Genomic DNA, 16586 nt, shown 5'->3' on the forward strand with positions numbered 1-16586 from the left:
GGGAGTTTTTTTGTTGCATAAAACTGGAAATGAGAAACGAAAAATAATTGAGGTGAGTAATATATGCATTGGGCGTATGAAGTAGCACATGAATTAATTAGGGAACATCCAAATAAAGAAATGTTTGTTTGTGCATCTGGAATTAGTCCGTCAGGTTCTGTTCATATTGGGAACTTTCGTGAAATCGTAACGACTTATTTCGTAGTAAGAGCACTTCAAGATTTAGGGAAAAAGACTCGTTTTATATTTTCGTGGGATGATTATGATAGGTTTAGAAAAGTTCCAAAAAATATTGATCCATCTTTTGCAAAGTATATTGGTATGCCATACTGTGATATTCCAGATCCGTATGGATGTCATAACTCGTATGCGGAGCATTTTGAAAAAGAGTTTGAAAAATCGCTTCAAGCATTTGGAATTGAAGTAGAATTTATTTATCAACATGATGAATATAGAAGTGGAAGGTATAATGATAATATTTTAGAGGCTTTGTATAAACGAAAAGAAATATATGATATTTTAATGGATTTTAAAACTGGAGAGTGTAGTGAAGAAGAGCGAGAGAGCTTTTATCCAGCTACATTATATTGTGAGAGGTGCGGAAAAGATACAACAACTATTACACATTTTAATGAAGTATTAAAAACAGTCCGGTATGAATGTGAATGCGGAAATGAAAAAGAGTTATCCGTATTAAATACAAAAAAAATGAAATTGAATTGGAAAATCGATTGGCCGATGAGATGGATGATAGAGGATGTTGTTTTTGAACCGGGCGGTAGAGATCATTCATCAGAAACGGGTAGTTATAATGTATCAAAAGAAATTGCAAGGAAAATATTCAATCGAGAAGCGCCTCATTATGTTTCTTACGATTTTATTGGTATTAAAGGGAATCATGAAAAAATGTCTAGTTCTTCAGGGAATAGTATTACACCAAGCGATATATTGAAAGTGTATATACCAGAAGTAATTCTCTTTATGTTTGCAAAATACAAACCAGGCGCTGCTTTTCATATTGGGTTGGATGAAGATGTGATTCGTAATTATACAGAGTATGAACGATTGAAAGATAGTTATGAAAATAAAACGCTCAAAAATGAAGATTTATTTAATGCAATTAAAATCTCTAAAGTTGATAGCGAGTTTAAAGAATATCCGAAATTTAATCAAGTAGCAGGAACGTTACCATTATTAAATTTTGATTCAACTATTTTACAGGGGATATTAAAGAAAATAGATAGGAGCTATGCATTAGATGAAATGAGAGCGATAAGTAATCGCGCAGAGTATTGGATAAGAAACTTTCAATCTGAAAAATTAATCGCGGTAAATGAGGAGAAAAATGCAGAGTTTTACTATACATTAGATGAAAGGCAGAAAGAATGGCTAGTAGAAGTTTGTAAAATACTTCGTTCTAATAAAGATTACTCTAACTTAATGGAGCAATTATATGCGATTTGTCATCATGAAAATAAAAAAATAATGAAAGAAAATCAAAAACAATTATTCACTATTATATATAAGCTCATTATGAATCAATCAAATGGTCCTCGTATACCATTATTAATACATGTAGTAGGCATAGAAAATTTCATCACACTATTAGATTTCTAAAACACAGTTAAAAGCAACGCAAGTACCAAAATTTCTAAGTACTTGCGTTGCAAATTTTACTATCGTGAATACATTTTCGGACATTCATCACCACTTGGTTCATAAAAACAATGGCTTTTAAACTGTCCTACAAATGGCTGATTATACCATTCAGGCGGACAAGCTCCAACTGGACGGAAATACCAAAGAGCCCATCGTGCAGGCCAGCGCCATTGACCTTGTAAAACTTTTCGTGCGATTTCTTTTTCTGATTCACGAGCGCGTTGATAAAAATATCCATATTGTACTGCTTCAAATCCGCCGGGGCTTTGATATACAGCGTCTCGTACGGTACGGAGTTGTTTAAAATCTAAGCAATCACAAAATACACGGTTTACTACAACGCATCCAACTAACTCCTCACCTTGGCGACCTTCGCCTTCAGCTTCAGCACGAATTAATCGAGCTAGCAAATCAACATCACTTTCGTTGTATGGAATAAGGGGCATAGTGATACCACCTTTCTGTTATAGTAAAGAGTGTATGTTATAAAACAATCTGCGTGCTTTTTTACATAAAAATAACATTTAATTTTAAGAGGAGCTTGTATAAAAAAAGCTAATTAGTAATAGTAGATTAATATAAAAGGGAGAGGTATTATGTATCGAATTCATAAAGACCATATCATTTACTCAATGTCACCAGAAAATAAGCCGTGTATGGAAGTAGAAATTGGGAGCAGTCTTGTATTTGAAACATATGATTGCTTTGAAAATCAAATCGATTCTGAAGATGTTGTGTTACAAGAATTAGATTGGAACCGAATTAATCCAGCGACTGGACCTGTATATGTTAAAGGAGCAGAACCTGGCGATATATTAGTCGTAACGATTGAAAAAATTGAAATTGCAGAGCAGGGCGTTTTAACTACAGGTGCAAACCTTGGTGTAATGGGTGATGAGTTAAATGAAAATACAGTGAAAATTGTCCCAATACATAATGAATATGTTTTGTTTTTAAGTGAACTACAAATCCCGATTAATCCAATGATTGGGGTAATTGGTACTGCACCGAAAGAAGAGAGCATTTCATGTGGCACACCGCATGATCATGGCGGGAATATGGACTGTAAAGAAATTAAAGAAGGAACAACATTACTACTACCAGTTAATGTCCCAGGGGCACTATTAGCGTTAGGTGATTTACACGCAGCAATGGGTGATGGGGAAATTGGTGTTAGTGGTGTAGAGGTTGCTGGTGAGGTAACTGTAACAGTTCAAACGATAAAAGGAAAACAATGGCCATTACCAATGGCTATTCAAAAAGAAAAAATAATGACGATTGCTTCAGAGAAATTGTTAGATGATGCAGCAAATCGTGCTGTACGTAATATGGTGACATTTTTACATGAAGAATTAGCAATGTCTAAAGCTGATGCAACGCTTTTATTATCGGCAGCAGGTAATTTAAAAGTTTGCCAAGTTGTGGATCCGCTGAAAACAGCGCGTATGGAACTAGGAATGGATTATGTGGAGAAACTAGGATTTACTTTTAGTAAATTTCATATTAAATAGATAAGGGACGAAAAAGGATACTTTTGTATAAAAGCATCCTTTTTTTAATTTACTGATTTTGTGAAAAGAGGTAGTATTTATTTTATATAAGTATATTTGAGATTGTGGATTAAAAAGGAGTTCAATAATGGTCAAAATTATGATTGTAGAAGACGATATGAAAATTGCAGAACTATTATCGACACATGTTGCGAAATATGGTTATCAAGGAGTTATTGTATCGGACTTTCAAAATGTATTAAACATTTTTTTAGAAGAACAACCAGAGTTAGTTTTATTAGATATTAATTTACCGAGTTTTGATGGGTACTTTTGGTGTCGTCAAATTCGCGGAGTTTCAACATGTCCGATACTATTCATTTCGGCCCGTGAAGGCACGATGGATCAAGTTATGGCGTTAGAAAACGGTGGCGATGATTTTATTCCGAAGCCTTTTCATTATGAAGTTGTAGTGGCGAAAATTCGTAGTCATTTAAGACGTGCATATGGAGATTATGCACCGAAACTAGAAGAGCGAATGATTGAGCAACAAGGTCTTTGTTTATATCCTGAAAGACTTGTATTGAAACTTAGAAATGACGAGATTGATATAACGAGAAACGAAGCTATTTTATTAGAGACATTAATGAAAAATTATCCGCGTGTTGTGAGTAGAGAAGTGTTACTTAATAAATTATGGGATAGTGAATCTTATGTTGATGATAATACATTAAGTGTAAATACAACACGTGTGCGTAAAAAGTTACAAACGTTACATATAGAAGGTGCGATTGAAACGATTCGTAGTGTTGGATATAGATTGCATATTACTTGGGATACTGGTATAGAAAAATGATAAGGTTGTTTATACGTGATCATATACCACTTATTTGCTTTACCATAATTCAACTACTAGCTATATTTCTCGTATATTGGTTTGATGGGCATAATCATATTACAACGGCGTTATATGCAATGTTTCTAGGTGTTTTCTTTATGGGAAGTTATTTAGTGTTTCGTTATTTTACACATCGTTCTTTTTATGAGCGCTTAGCAAACCCGATGCAATCTTTGGATGAATCTGTTCAAAAATCTGATTTTGCAGCTGTATCGGCTGCTCTTCAAGAACTACTTGAGGTGCAATATAGACATTATCAAAATCAGCTGCAAATGCAAGAGAGAAAAAATAATGACCATTTAACCTTTATGAATCAGTGGATCCATCAAATGAAAACACCTTTATCTGTAATAGAATTAATTACACAGGATGAAGTAGATTCACGTTTTGAAAGTATAAATGAGGAAACTGATCGATTAAAAAAGGGATTAGAAATGGCTCTGTATGTCGCACGTTTAGAAGCGTTTACACAAGACTTTTATGTAGAAAGGGTACAACTACATAAAATAGTGAATGATTCGGTACATGAACATAAACGATTCTTTATCCGGAATTTTGTATATCCAGAGCTTGAAATTGATAAGGACATTACTGTAGAAAGTGATGTGAAATGGTTACAATTTTTAATCGGACAAATACTATCGAATGCGATTAAGTATTCATCAGGTAGTAGAGAAAAGATTAAAGTGAAAGCTTGTAAGGAAGATAATACCGTTATACTTGAAATTGCTGATAATGGCGTAGGTATACCGAAGCAAGATTTACCAAGAGTATTCAAACCTTTCTTTACAGGAGAAAACGGTAGAGATTTTAAAGAATCAACAGGAATGGGGCTATATCTTGTATATGAAATTACAAAACAATTGGGGCATAGTGTAGAGATTCATTCAGAAGTTGGTAAAGGTACCGTTGTACGAATTAAATTTTTTAATGTGTAGATAATGGATCTAGGCTAAAGAACTTTGGAGATAAGTTTTTTTAGCCTTATTTTATAGCAATTATATGAAATAGTAAAAGGTCATCTTAATATATATAATGACACGTTAATAAATACGGGTGTTAAATTAGAAGGATTTAATAATAAATTGATAAATAGATCTTGTAAGAAAAAAGCTACCCCTTTGAAAGAGGTAGCTGTATGTATCTATCCTATGAATGAGTGTATTAACATGAATAAGTATAATGTTCAAATTCGTGATATTTTTTGTGGATTATAATAGAATTAGTCTTTTATTTTTTCATGATACAGTATTGTAATTAAACAAACAAACTTAATAATTTATATCCAATTAATCCTAAAATAGTGATAGGAACCATCATTAAGAAAGAAGAAATTCGATTAGCATTAGAGCGTTCTAATACAAGAATCAAGATAATCCCGACTATGACTTCGGTATATCCAACAGGTAACATGTGACTATAGTGTTCAAAATTTAAAAGAATGTGAAGTCCATCCGTTACAAAAACGCCACTTAAAAGTGCGCTTCCGAATTTATGAAGTGGATTTGTAGTATCTTTCCATAGAAAACCTGCAATTCCAAAGATAGTTCCTCCTATACATGCACATACAATCCATACAGATATAAAATAAATAGAGTGAGCTACATTTTTAATAACTATTGCATAACCATAGTAGCCTAATACCATACCGAGTAGTGCAAGGATACCAGAAAGTATAGCTGAACGCTTAGAATAACTAAAGCTAGCCACAAAAAAGGATGGAACTAACCAAACGCTTCCTAGATTAGCTAATGAATTCCAGTGTCCAGGAAGTATACTTTGCCCCAATTTAGTTAGTATACCAACAATAATCCCTACTATAATCGGGATGAGAAAAATCCTTAAAAACATATTTAACTTTGTTATTTTTAATGTCCTGTCCATAAATTCAATCCTTACATTATTATTTTCTGTAAAGATATAATAGCTTATCACAAGGAAATAATCAATAAAAATTTATCGAAAAACAATAAGTTATTATTGGGTAACGAATAACATTTTGTTTTTATATAAAATTTATATAAGAGAGAGTGCTTAGAAGTTTACTACTGGGGAAATCTAAAGGACGTATTACAATCAATGTAATTTGTGCTTGTTCAATATGAAGCTAAGAAATGATAAATAAGCCTAAAAGAAAGCGATCTTTTTAACAGCACAAATAATTGCATTTACTCATACAGTACTAGTATGGTACAATATGGTTATTAATGACGGAAAGGAATGATGGGTGGACGATGATTAACTAATCTTATTTTTAAATGTTGAAATGAAATAAATTTCAATTTATAAAAATTAGGATTAGTCTGCCCAATTCCAAACAACGGTATTGCTATTTGATTTGCGTAATAGCTTATTTGGGTATAAATAATGTAACGACTAATCCTGCCAAAATTACTTTGGGAGGATTTTTTTGTTCTCCCTTAATGAAAGGGATCGGTAATATGAAAGAAATTTTAAAATTAAATGATGTTTATGTTGAAATAAAGGAAAATACTTTGTTAGAAAAAATGAATGTAGCAGTGAAACAAGGGGATGTTATCGGATTAATTGGTAAAAATGGTGCTGGTAAATCAACGTTACTTCAATTAATAAATGGAAAGATTGAACCTTCAAAAGGGATTGTTGAATGGCAGCAAATGAATATGAAAACCGCATATGTTGAGCAAGAAATAGAATCTTTTATTAGTAATGATGTGATTTCGCAAGAAGCAGAACTTCTTGCGAAATGGGGCGTGCCAACGAACGATTTTCATACTTTAAGTGGTGGTGAAAAGCTGAAAATTCGATTAGCAAAAGGATTTGCCGAAAATCCTAATGTCTTAATATTAGACGAACCGACAAATCATTTAGATGAGATCAGTACGGGATTTCTCATTAAACAAATAAAAAAGATGAAAGGTACTGTTATTGTTGTATCGCATGACCGATATTTTTTAGATGTTGTCGCAACAAAAATATGGTCAATTGAGGACAAAAAATTAATTGAGCATAGTGGTAATTATACGAGCTACATGAAAGTACGTGAGCAAAGAAGGAAGTCGCAGCAGCGTGAATATGAAAAGCAGCAAAAAAAGATAGAACAAGTAGAAACACATATAAAAGAATTGAGTTCATGGTCACAAAAGGCACACGCGCAGTCTACAAAACAAGAAGGTGTGAAAGAATTCTATCGTGTAAAAGCGAAGCGAATGGATGCACAAGTGAAGTCAAAACGAAAACGACTCGAAAAAGAGCTGGAGAAAACGAAAGTAGAACGTGTGAAAGAAGAATATTCAGTTGAGTTTTCTATTCAAGCGAACAAAAAAGTAGGAAAACGCTTTTTAGAAGTGAAGCAATTAAAAAAAGACTTTCATGGGAAAGTATTATTTGAAAACGTTAATTTTACAATTCAGCACGGTGAGAAAGTTGCGATTGTTGGACCAAACGGTAGTGGGAAAACAACATTACTGAAGATGATTATGGGAACGGAAACTGCTGAAGGAGAAATATGGATTTCACCATCTGCGAACATCGGCTATTTAACACAAGAAGTTTTTGATTTACCGCTTGATAAAACACCAGAAAATTTATTTTTTAAAGAGACGTTTGAAGAAAGAGGAAAAGTCCAAAATTTAATGAAACATTTAGGGTTCCAAGCTTCTCAATGGAAAGAGCCGATTGAGCATATGAGTATGGGAGAAAGAGTAAAATGTAAGCTAATGGCTTATATTTTAGATGAAAAAGATGTACTCATTTTAGACGAACCGACGAATCACTTGGATCTACCTTCACGTGAACAACTTGAAAATACATTAGCTGAGTATAACGGAACATTAGTAATTGTATCTCACGATCGATATTTTCTGGAGAAAACAACTAACACAAAACTCGTGTTTTCAAACAATACGATACAAAAGCAGCTAGAAGAACCTACGAAAACAAGAGATGATATTGAAGAGCTACGTTTAACGTTAGAAACAGAGAGACAAGAAGTATTAGGAAAATTAAGCTTTTTAACTTCTAACGACAAAGAATATAAAGAACTTGATGAACGATTTATAGAACTTACGAAGCAGATTAAGGCGCTATAACGTAAGTAAGGGGGATTAATATGGGAGAAGAGAGTTTGACTAAGTTATTTAGAATAGATTGTGGAGATATATACTTGCAAGAGTTTATGGTCAAAGATGCAGAGAGTATTTATAAAATAGCAAATCAACCGGAAATAGAAAAGTTTTTACCAGACTGGAAATCAACAAAAGAACAAAGGATGGATTGGATTGCAAATTACGAAATACCAGCAAACCAAGCATTTCTTGAGACAGTGAAAACTACGAATAACATAGATAATCGTATGTTAAAGCTAGGAATATTTAAGAAAGCTACAAATGAATGCATTGGATGGTGCTGCACAGGCATGAAAGAAGAACTTCCTTCACCAAACAGAGAGATAATGTATGCTATCTCAAATGAACATCAAAATCATGGCTATGCTACAAAAGCGACTAAAGGTTTAATTGACTATTTGTTTAAAGAAACAAATTTAAATGTCCTCAACGCAATTGCTTTAATTAACAATGTACCATCAAATAAAGTTATTAAAAAATGCAGGTTTACTTATTTGAGTGAACAGAAGATAGAAGATCAAATATATAATCATTATGTATTGAGTAAATCTGAATGGATAAAAAATATTTCTCTGTAAAAGGAATTAAAACGAAATCATAAAAAAGCTTAGAGCTAAAACTCTAAGCTTTTTTATATTCATTTTATCCCGCATTACCGGGCAGTAAAACCCCCACTGATTAAAGTTTCACTTTATACCTGCTAACATATGAAAGGTACAATTGTAATGACTTCTTGATGGAATTGCTTTTCAACAAAATATGGAAATCAAGCTGTACAGGGGATAATCAGTTGAAAAATTATTCATGAAAAAGGGTGTTGGAAGATTTTGTCGAATTTATGTATCAATGATAATACAAATTTCTTACTCAAATCATTCTACAGATGAATTACTTGAAAAATGGAAGGGAAAAGAGAAGTGGGCGGTATAAAGAAGCATTTAGTCTTAGTCAACAAAAATTGCTGGTAAGTCTATTAAAGAGCTACATATAAAACTTACGGTTGAGTGCTAGTAGATTAAATCTTTAAGCCAGGAATTAGTTTAAATGAGGGAGGGGAACACATATTATAATTTGGTTTCGTCACTTGCCACAAATAAGTATGGATTTTTCAGAATGGACTCCTTTTATACAGAATAATTGGTACCGAAAACATTATATGAAGTTTGTATATATACTCCAGATAATTATTTTTCTAATACCTTATTTCTTTGAAACAGGTTTCACTCATATTAATATATTTTATCTTATCATAATAGGTATCTTAGTCTTCATCATTCACGAATGTCTACACATTTTAGTAATAAGTAAAAAAGGGGATATTAGCTTAACATTTAGTAAAAGATTTTTTTGGTTAAATACAAATGCAGTCTTATCTAAAACAAGATTTTGGGTCTTTATGAGCTTACCTATTATTGTATTATCAGTAGTTCCTGCCATGATGTCATTCTTTGTATCAGGAAATATTAAATCAATTTTATTATTTATATGTTGGATAAACACATTCATTTCCGCCTCAGATATTTACAATTCGTTTTTGATTGCAATGAAACCAAAGCGCTCATTTTTTTGCAGAGGTTATTATAAAGTGAAATAGTATTTAATAGGTAACTCAAATATGCTTCAACTACATACAACAGTTAAAATATAATATTTGAAAGTAAAAAGACCGATAAAAAAATCGGTCTTTTCATATTAATAAAATAAAGATTAGAAAATAGCATTGTAATTCAAACCAATATGCAAATATTATAAGATAGATATACTTTGTTTATAGATTGAAAATAGGTTTGTTATCAGTTTTTTTAGAAATCTTACAAGCGTGTAAGATAAATGAAAGATGAATCAATATGAGCTGTAAGACAATTCATTTACACTCTATAGTGAGCAGTGGAAATGAAGGGAGAATATAAATGGAAATTTTGCAGGCAAATAGTATTAGTAAAGTATATAAAGGGAAAGTACCTTATAAAGCATTAGTAGATATTGATTTATCAATTCAAGAAGGTGAATTTGTAGGAATTATGGGCCCGTCAGGTAGTGGGAAAACAACGTTATTAAATATGGTATCTACTATTGATTCTCCATCATCGGGAGAAATATTTATTAATGGCACAAATCCTTTTCAATTATCATCAGAAGAATTAGCGTTATTCCGCAGAAAACAATTAGGATTTGTATTTCAATCATTTAATCTTCTTAGCACACTTACTGTAAAAGAAAACATCGTATTGCCGATGACTTTAGATGGTGTTTCCGTCCGAGAAATGAATAAACGAGTGGAAGAGATTGCAGAGAAGTTAAACATTACTGATATATTGAGTAAAAGAACGTTTGAAATATCAGGGGGACAAGCTCAAAGAACAGCAATCGCTCGCGCAATCGTTCATAAGCCGCAATTATTACTTGCAGATGAACCTACAGGGAATTTAGACTCTAAATCTTCAAATGATGTAATGGAGATGCTTGATACTCTAAATAAAGAAGAAAAAGCTACGATGATGTTAGTTACTCATGATCCGTATGCAGCGAGTTTTTGCAGCCGAGTAATCTTTATTAAAGATGGTCAACTATATAACGAAATTTATTGCGGTGAAAGCAGGCAAGCGTTTTATCAAAAGATTATGGATGTCCTTTCTTTGTTAGGAGGGAAAAGGCATGACTTTTCGTCAGTTCGCATTTAATAATATTTTTCGTAATAAGCGTACATATGCAGGTCATTTTTTAAGTAGTGCATTTTCAATTATGATTTTCTTTACGTATGCACTTTTATTATTTCATCCCGATCTACAAGGGGAGTTGAAATCGACAAGTACAACAATAAGTGCATTTGGTACATTAGGATTTAAAGTTTCACAAGGGTTGATATTTGTATTTTCATTTTTCTTCATTTTATATTCAGTTAGTTCATTTTTAAAAACGCGTAAGAAAGAATTTGGCATTTTAATGATGCAAGGTATGTCAATGAGACAGCTTAAGAAGTTATTGTTAATTGAAAATATGTTAATTGGAATTGGTTCAATTTGTATAGGTATTCTTATTGGACTCATTTTTTCTAAACTAGTTTTATTAATAAGCGCCAGTGTATTAATGATTAGCAATGGATTACCTTTTTATATACCAGTACAGGCTGTATTATTAACAGTCATTACATTTCTGTTCTTATTTTTAATTGTTTCGCTAGTAACATTTAAAATGATAAAAGTTACAGAGCTTGTGGAACTGATTCAAGCAGGGGAAAAGCCAAAACCTGAACCAAAATCGTCAATTTTATTATCAATTTTTTCTTTATTTAGTATAGGGTATGGCTATATTTTAGTATTTCGCTTTATCCCAAATCATAGTTTTATTGTGCTCGGAATAGGAGTGTTTCTAGTAATTATTGGAACGTACTTTTTATATACACAGTGTAGCGTGTATATATTGCATCTTGCTAAAAGGAGAGAAAATTTCTTTTTAAAGAGAACGAATATATTAACATTTTCAGAATTAATTTATCGTATGAAGGATAATGCAACGATGTTTTTTATAGTATCTATTATTTCAGCAGTTGCTTTTACAGCAATTGGCACGACAGCTGCTCTTGGAAATAAAGATTTAGTAAGGATGACGAATCCGTATACATTACTATACATGGCTCCTGAAAACAACAAAATAGCGGATAAACATCTCTCTATTATAAAAAAACATATGGCTGATGCTAATATTCCGTATCGAATGGCTTCATCTTCATATATATATACAGAAAGTAATGTATATGTAATGAAATTAAGTGAATATAACGAACTTGCGAGAGCGCTAGGGTATCAACAAGAAACGATTGAAAAAGAAGATGAAATGTTATTAATTCCTGGAATGGTATCACAAAAACAAGAATTTAAAAATGGTGATTATAAGAAGAATATTGAAGTCATTCAAGGCGATTGGACAAAGACATTTCATGTAAAACAAACTGTCGATAATTTAGTTTTACCTCATGATACGGAAGGAATATATATTGCTATTCAAGATCATGTATATGATGGAATTCCACTGAATAGCGGTCCAGATAATGAAGATATTATTCAATATCGTACTTACGGATTTGTTGTAGATGATTGGATAAAAACGAAAGAGGTTTCAAACCAATTAAATAATATATTTAATCAAGATCCTAGAGATATACATTTTGAATTTAGAGCTCTAACTATAGAGTTGTTAAGTGCAAAACAAACGAATGGATTATTACTTATGGCTAGTGTTTTAGTCGGCATTGTTTTCTTCACATTTGCTGCTAGTTTTATTTATTTTCGATTATATACTGATTTGGACCGCGATCAACAGCAGTATAAAATGATTTCGAAAATGGGGTTAAGTAAACGGGAGTTAAAGAAAGTCGTAACGAGACAGTTATTATTAATGTTTTTCTTACCGATTGTCGTTGCAGTAATACATACTGTAGTCGCTTATATGGCATTACAACAATTAGTCGATTTTTCTATTCTAAATAGCTCTATCGTCATTTTAATTTCATTTATGTGTATACAAGTTTTATATTTCTTTATAACTCGTTGGCGTTATTTACAAAAGCTTTATAAAACGATGGAACAGTAGAGAATATGAGCAAGTATGCTTGCAGAAAAGCATGTATAAACCAATTTGAGTTATGAAAGGAACTGTGATGAAAAAACAATTATCTATTTTCATATTAAGTATATTAGTGTTATTAAGTGTAGGTGCATGCTCTAAAAATGAAAACAGATTTCCAGCTAACGGTGTATTAATCATTGGAGATGAGAATCATACTGGAGCAATTATGAATCGTTATAAGGAAAACACGAAAGAACAGGAAGCTTTTGCAGTGAAAACAGGTAGATTCGACCAAAAAAGGGTTCTGATAATAAATGAATCTACTGCACAAGAGATGATGAATGCAAAGATTTTTCGTAAACGTGATCAATCATCCCTTTCTAAAACGTTAGATACGTTGCCGGATTTTCCAAAAGAAAGTTCCCTATTATTTATAAATGAAGAAGAAAAGAATATAAAAAGTATTGATATAGAAGGAAGCAAGATACCTGTTACATATGGTAATGATGCTTGGCTTGGCAATAAACGTGACTATGGAGCACTATGGTATATTATTGTGGCGAGAAATAGTGTGTATAAAGAAATAAGGGCAACTGAAACGAATATGCAACTTCTACACTTGAAAAAGTCATTAGGTGATGAAAACCCTAAAATATCGACAGATAATACGTTGATTAATGAAAAAGTAAAAGTAAGAAAGTTAATTGAAGGTTTTAAAGGGGAAGGATCAGTTCAGTTTGTAACGATTGGAGGCAAATCTTAAAAAAGAGTTCAAAGTTGATAATGGTTCTATCAACTTTGAACTCTTTTTAGTTTATCCCACTATTTGTGAGGAGTGGTGCTTGTCTTATAAAACATTCATATAACAAGATTACATTACTTCATTTAATCGAGTATCACTCGTTTCCTCAATCCCATTTGAATTTTGAACTGAATTATTTTGGGCTTCTTTTTCTTTACGAGCCTTTTGTAGCATTTCAAGGATGATCCATAAAGGAACGCCTTTATCCTTTAACATCTTCCATAAATCTAATTCATTAAATTTATGCTCAGGCTGTTTCATTTCTTTTTCAGATGAACGAATATCAAACTTGATAGGATCATTTACTTTCGTACTTTCAAGTTTAGTAGAAGAGATAGTATTATGCTCAAGAGTAGATGGAGTTATTTTAGTAGGTTGAGATAATGTATGAATATTTGTTCCGATTTGCATGCTTTTTCCTCCTTTTTGAAGCAATGAGATTAGTTTTCTTATGGTTTTTAAATTTTTTTAACATGAGGAAACTATATCTAATTATAAATTCAAATAAACAGATTTACAAGTTATATTGTAAAAAGTAAATGTTCACTTGAATTAATATTTATCAACATTTGTATATGTTTTCTATATATACAACGTATATAAAATACTTTACATTATGTTTAAGTTGTTAAAGTATTCTGTTAAATTTTAAAAAAAGAAAAATGTAAACGTTTTATTAGGGGGAGAAAGTATGGGGAAGTTATTTTTAAAAATATGTTTTTTCGCATTAGTGACCGTATGTTCATTCGCAGCGAAAATATCATACGCTGAAGAAAGGCAACAAAATAATTATCCTATCATATTGGTGAATGGATTTGCTGGATGGGGTAGGGAAGAAATGCTGGGCGTAAAATATTGGGGTGGTGTTCATGATATACAGGAAGATTTGAAACGAAATGGTTATATGGTACATACCGCAGCTGTTGGACCTGTTTCTAGTAACTGGGATCGTGCATGTGAATTGTATGCACAAATTAACGGTGGGACAGTAGACTATGGTGCCGTACATGCTGAGAAACATGGACATAATCGTTTTGGCAGAACTTATAGTGGTTTTGCACCGAATTGGACTGAAACAAATAAAGTTCATTTAGTTGGACATAGCATGGGTGGACAAACGATTAGAACATTAGTACAGCTATTAAAAGAAGGTAGTTTTGAAGAAAAGAATTATGTGAAAAATCACCCAAACACCAAAATATCACCACTATTTGAAGGCGGAAAATCATATGTTCATAGTGTTACAACATTAGCAACCCCTCACAACGGTACAACACTTGCGGATGGGAGTCTTCTGCTACCGTTCGTTAAAGATTTACTCATTACAACGGCAAGCTTCGGAGGAAACAATAATTTATCGTTATATGATTTCAAATTGGATCAATGGGGGATAAAGAAGAATGCTGGAGAGTCCTTTTTCCAATATAGTAATCGTATTCTAAATAGTTCACTTTGGAAAAATACAAAAGATATAAGTCAATGGGATTTAAGTACAGATGGTGCAAAGGAGTTAAATAATTGGGTAAAGACGCAACCGGATGTGTATTACTTATCTTATAGTGGACATGCATCACAAGCAGCACCTATAACAGGTTTACATTTACCACATATAACGATGAATAAAGTGTTAATGGGGAATGCATTTTTCTTAGGTTCCTATGCGAGATATGAAGAAAACCGTCCATTAATCGATACTTCTTGGTGGCAAAATGATGGTGTAGTAAATACAAATTCTATGATTGCACCAACTTCTAATGTTGCTGTAAATAATAATGAGTCATTACAGATTGGAAAATGGAATCATATCGAAACGAAAGCGAATTGGGACCATCTCGACATGGTAGGGTTAAGTGTTTCAGACTCGTTAGGTTTTTCTAGCATTCAAGAGTTTTATAGAACAATTGCTGAAAAGCTATCACGTTTACCGAAATAGGTAATAATAAAGCGCTCTCGATGGAATTCGAGAGCGCTTTATATTATATTGAAAGAGGGATTTGGTAGAAAAATATGGGGGGATATTATGAAAATTCAAGTTGTATTATCAGGATACGGAACAGTAGGCAGAGAGTTTATAAAATTATTAAATGAAAAATATTCATATATATATGAAACATATGGGATTCAATTAGTTGTAAGTGGCGTATTAGGGAGAAATATTGCAATACATAATGAAGAAGGCTTATCTCTTCATCATTTATTAATGTATGGTGCCGGTACCGCTGCAATTGAAAAATATTTAGAGTATCATCCGAAGGAACGTGCAACAACTAGCATAAGTGGTACTGTATTGGTAGAATCAACGGTTACAAATCTTAAAGATGGAAATCCAGGGAAACAATATATGAAACAAGCGATTGAGAAACAGATGGATATAGTAGCAATTTCTAAAGGTGCGCTCGTTACAAACTGGAGAGAAATAAATGAAGCAGCAAGGGGCGCAAATGTACGAATTCGATATAGCGGTGCAACAGCCGCTGCGCTACCGACACTAGATATTGGACAATTTAGTTTAGCCGGTTGCAGTATTGATAAAATAGAAGGAATATTAAATGGAACAACTAATTATATTCTTACGAAAATGTATGAGGAAGATATGACATTTGAAGAAGCGCTGAAAGAAGCACAAAATAAAGGGATTGCTGAGACAAACCCTTTATTAGATATAAGTGGTTCAGATAGTGCGTGTAAATTGTTACTTTTGACTAACAGCTTAATGGAAACAAAGAAAACACTTACTGATATACATATAAAAGGAATTGAGCACGTTACAAAACAGCAAATACAAAATGCTAAGAAACAACATAAAATTATTAAATTAATAGCATCAATATATAAGGATGAGGGTGGCAATGTGAATTTAAATGTTGAACCGTGCGAAATAGAAAAAGATCATCCGTTAGCAAAAGTAAATGGGACCGAAAAAGGAATTACGTTCTTTACAGATACGATGGGGCAAGTTACTACAATTGGCGGGGCTTCTAATCCACGAGGCGCTGCAGCTGCAGCTTTAAAAGATGTAATTAACTTATATCGAAAAGATTTGTAAGACCGTACCGCCCTTTATA

General features: G+C 32.4%; 15 protein-coding genes. 12 read left to right on the top strand and 3 right to left on the bottom strand.

The genetic code is table 11. The features are described 5' to 3' along the window. The first annotated feature begins 63 nt into the window (after positions 1-63). Positions 64-1617, top strand: a complete 1554-nt coding sequence (lysS, locus tag IBT51_RS11080) for a lysine--tRNA ligase (protein WP_200458323.1) — start codon at positions 64-66, stop codon at positions 1615-1617. 59 nt (positions 1618-1676) lie between these two features. Here lysS and IBT51_RS11085 read toward each other — a convergent pair whose 3' ends face one another. Continuing rightward, positions 1677-2105 (bottom strand): cell wall hydrolase, encoded by a 429-nt coding sequence (locus IBT51_RS11085; RefSeq protein ID WP_001128402.1) that lies wholly within the window; start codon positions 2103-2105, stop codon positions 1677-1679. Positions 2106-2255: 150 nt separating this feature from the next. Here IBT51_RS11085 and IBT51_RS11090 point away from each other — a divergent pair, with 150 nt between their 5' ends. From IBT51_RS11090 to IBT51_RS11100, 3 genes are all read left to right on the top strand, one after another. Beyond that, complete coding sequence (locus IBT51_RS11090; RefSeq protein WP_200458322.1) at positions 2256-3170, top strand: acetamidase/formamidase family protein; 915 nt, start codon at positions 2256-2258, stop codon at positions 3168-3170. A gap of 127 nt (positions 3171-3297) precedes the next feature. Further along, entirely contained in the window at positions 3298-4005 is a 708-nt protein-coding gene (locus IBT51_RS11095; protein ID WP_000238996.1) for a response regulator transcription factor, read from the top strand. After that, entirely contained in the window at positions 4002-4985 is a 984-nt protein-coding gene (locus tag IBT51_RS11100; RefSeq protein WP_053564412.1) for a sensor histidine kinase, read from the top strand. The genes IBT51_RS11095 and IBT51_RS11100 overlap by 4 nt, the downstream gene beginning before the upstream one ends. 319 nt (positions 4986-5304) lie before the next feature. Here the strand turns inward: IBT51_RS11100 and IBT51_RS11105 are convergent, their stop codons facing one another. After that, on the bottom strand, positions 5305-5931 hold the full coding sequence (locus IBT51_RS11105) for a DUF6518 family protein (protein ID WP_000376270.1): 627 nt from the start codon (positions 5929-5931) through the stop codon (positions 5305-5307). A 557-nt stretch (positions 5932-6488) separates the two neighbouring features. Between IBT51_RS11105 and abc-f the strand changes: the two genes are divergently transcribed. From abc-f to IBT51_RS11135, 6 genes are all read left to right on the top strand, one after another. Next, positions 6489-8117, top strand: a complete 1629-nt coding sequence (abc-f, locus tag IBT51_RS11110; protein ID WP_200458321.1) for a ribosomal protection-like ABC-F family protein — start codon at positions 6489-6491, stop codon at positions 8115-8117. A gap of 20 nt (positions 8118-8137) precedes the next feature. After that, on the top strand, positions 8138-8731 hold the full coding sequence (locus IBT51_RS11115) for a GNAT family N-acetyltransferase (RefSeq protein WP_088022337.1): 594 nt from the start codon (positions 8138-8140) through the stop codon (positions 8729-8731). Between the two features lie 521 nt (positions 8732-9252). Further along, on the top strand, positions 9253-9747 hold the full coding sequence (locus IBT51_RS11120; protein ID WP_071730602.1) for a DUF3267 domain-containing protein: 495 nt from the start codon (positions 9253-9255) through the stop codon (positions 9745-9747). A gap of 316 nt (positions 9748-10063) precedes the next feature. Further along, positions 10064-10834 carry an ABC transporter ATP-binding protein gene (locus tag IBT51_RS11125; RefSeq protein WP_053564410.1) on the top strand — a complete coding sequence of 257 codons (771 nt, stop codon included), beginning with the start codon at positions 10064-10066 and terminating at the stop codon, positions 10832-10834. Then, positions 10809-12743: an ABC transporter permease gene (locus IBT51_RS11130; RefSeq protein WP_200458320.1), complete on the top strand. Its 1935-nt coding sequence runs from the start codon at positions 10809-10811 to the stop codon at positions 12741-12743. The genes IBT51_RS11125 and IBT51_RS11130 overlap by 26 nt, the downstream gene beginning before the upstream one ends. A 67-nt stretch (positions 12744-12810) precedes the next feature. After that, the gene (locus IBT51_RS11135) at positions 12811-13482 is read left to right on the top strand and encodes a lipoprotein BA_5634 family protein (RefSeq protein ID WP_053564408.1); all 672 of its coding nucleotides are present in this window, start codon (positions 12811-12813) and stop codon (positions 13480-13482) included. Between the two features lie 108 nt (positions 13483-13590). Here IBT51_RS11135 and IBT51_RS11140 read toward each other — a convergent pair whose 3' ends face one another. Further along, positions 13591-13932 (bottom strand): DUF3914 domain-containing protein, encoded by a 342-nt coding sequence (locus IBT51_RS11140; protein ID WP_071730528.1) that lies wholly within the window; start codon positions 13930-13932, stop codon positions 13591-13593. 280 nt (positions 13933-14212) lie between these two features. Between IBT51_RS11140 and IBT51_RS11145 the strand changes: the two genes are divergently transcribed. Both IBT51_RS11145 and IBT51_RS11150 read left to right on the top strand, forming a co-directional pair. Then, complete coding sequence (locus IBT51_RS11145) at positions 14213-15454, top strand: esterase/lipase family protein (protein ID WP_095690844.1); 1242 nt, start codon at positions 14213-14215, stop codon at positions 15452-15454. Positions 15455-15541: 87 nt separating this feature from the next. Next, positions 15542-16567 carry a homoserine dehydrogenase gene (locus IBT51_RS11150; protein ID WP_098127271.1) on the top strand — a complete coding sequence of 342 codons (1026 nt, stop codon included), beginning with the start codon at positions 15542-15544 and terminating at the stop codon, positions 16565-16567. Positions 16568-16586: the final 19 nt, after the last annotated feature.

The organism is Bacillus sp. S71, from assembly GCF_016625265.1.
Taxonomy (GTDB): Bacteria; Bacillota; Bacilli; order Bacillales; family Bacillaceae_G; genus Bacillus_A; species Bacillus_A cereus.

Coding starts and splice junctions, on each gene's coding strand:
- IBT51_RS11130 (WP_200458320.1), top strand. CDS start 10,809: ATGACTTTTCGTCAGTTCGCATTTAATAATATTTTTCGTAATAAGCGT.
- IBT51_RS11120 (WP_071730602.1), top strand. CDS start 9,253: ATGGATTTTTCAGAATGGACTCCTTTTATACAGAATAATTGGTACCGA.
- IBT51_RS11090 (WP_200458322.1), top strand. CDS start 2,256: ATGTATCGAATTCATAAAGACCATATCATTTACTCAATGTCACCAGAA.
- IBT51_RS11100 (WP_053564412.1), top strand. CDS start 4,002: ATGATAAGGTTGTTTATACGTGATCATATACCACTTATTTGCTTTACC.
- abc-f (WP_200458321.1), top strand. CDS start 6,489: ATGAAAGAAATTTTAAAATTAAATGATGTTTATGTTGAAATAAAGGAA.
- IBT51_RS11085 (WP_001128402.1), bottom strand. CDS start 2,105: ATGCCCCTTATTCCATACAACGAAAGTGATGTTGATTTGCTAGCTCGA.
- IBT51_RS11125 (WP_053564410.1), top strand. CDS start 10,064: ATGGAAATTTTGCAGGCAAATAGTATTAGTAAAGTATATAAAGGGAAA.
- IBT51_RS11150 (WP_098127271.1), top strand. CDS start 15,542: ATGAAAATTCAAGTTGTATTATCAGGATACGGAACAGTAGGCAGAGAG.
- IBT51_RS11135 (WP_053564408.1), top strand. CDS start 12,811: ATGAAAAAACAATTATCTATTTTCATATTAAGTATATTAGTGTTATTA.
- IBT51_RS11105 (WP_000376270.1), bottom strand. CDS start 5,931: ATGGACAGGACATTAAAAATAACAAAGTTAAATATGTTTTTAAGGATT.
- IBT51_RS11140 (WP_071730528.1), bottom strand. CDS start 13,932: ATGCAAATCGGAACAAATATTCATACATTATCTCAACCTACTAAAATA.
- IBT51_RS11095 (WP_000238996.1), top strand. CDS start 3,298: ATGGTCAAAATTATGATTGTAGAAGACGATATGAAAATTGCAGAACTA.
- lysS (WP_200458323.1), top strand. CDS start 64: ATGCATTGGGCGTATGAAGTAGCACATGAATTAATTAGGGAACATCCA.
- IBT51_RS11115 (WP_088022337.1), top strand. CDS start 8,138: ATGGGAGAAGAGAGTTTGACTAAGTTATTTAGAATAGATTGTGGAGAT.
- IBT51_RS11145 (WP_095690844.1), top strand. CDS start 14,213: ATGGGGAAGTTATTTTTAAAAATATGTTTTTTCGCATTAGTGACCGTA.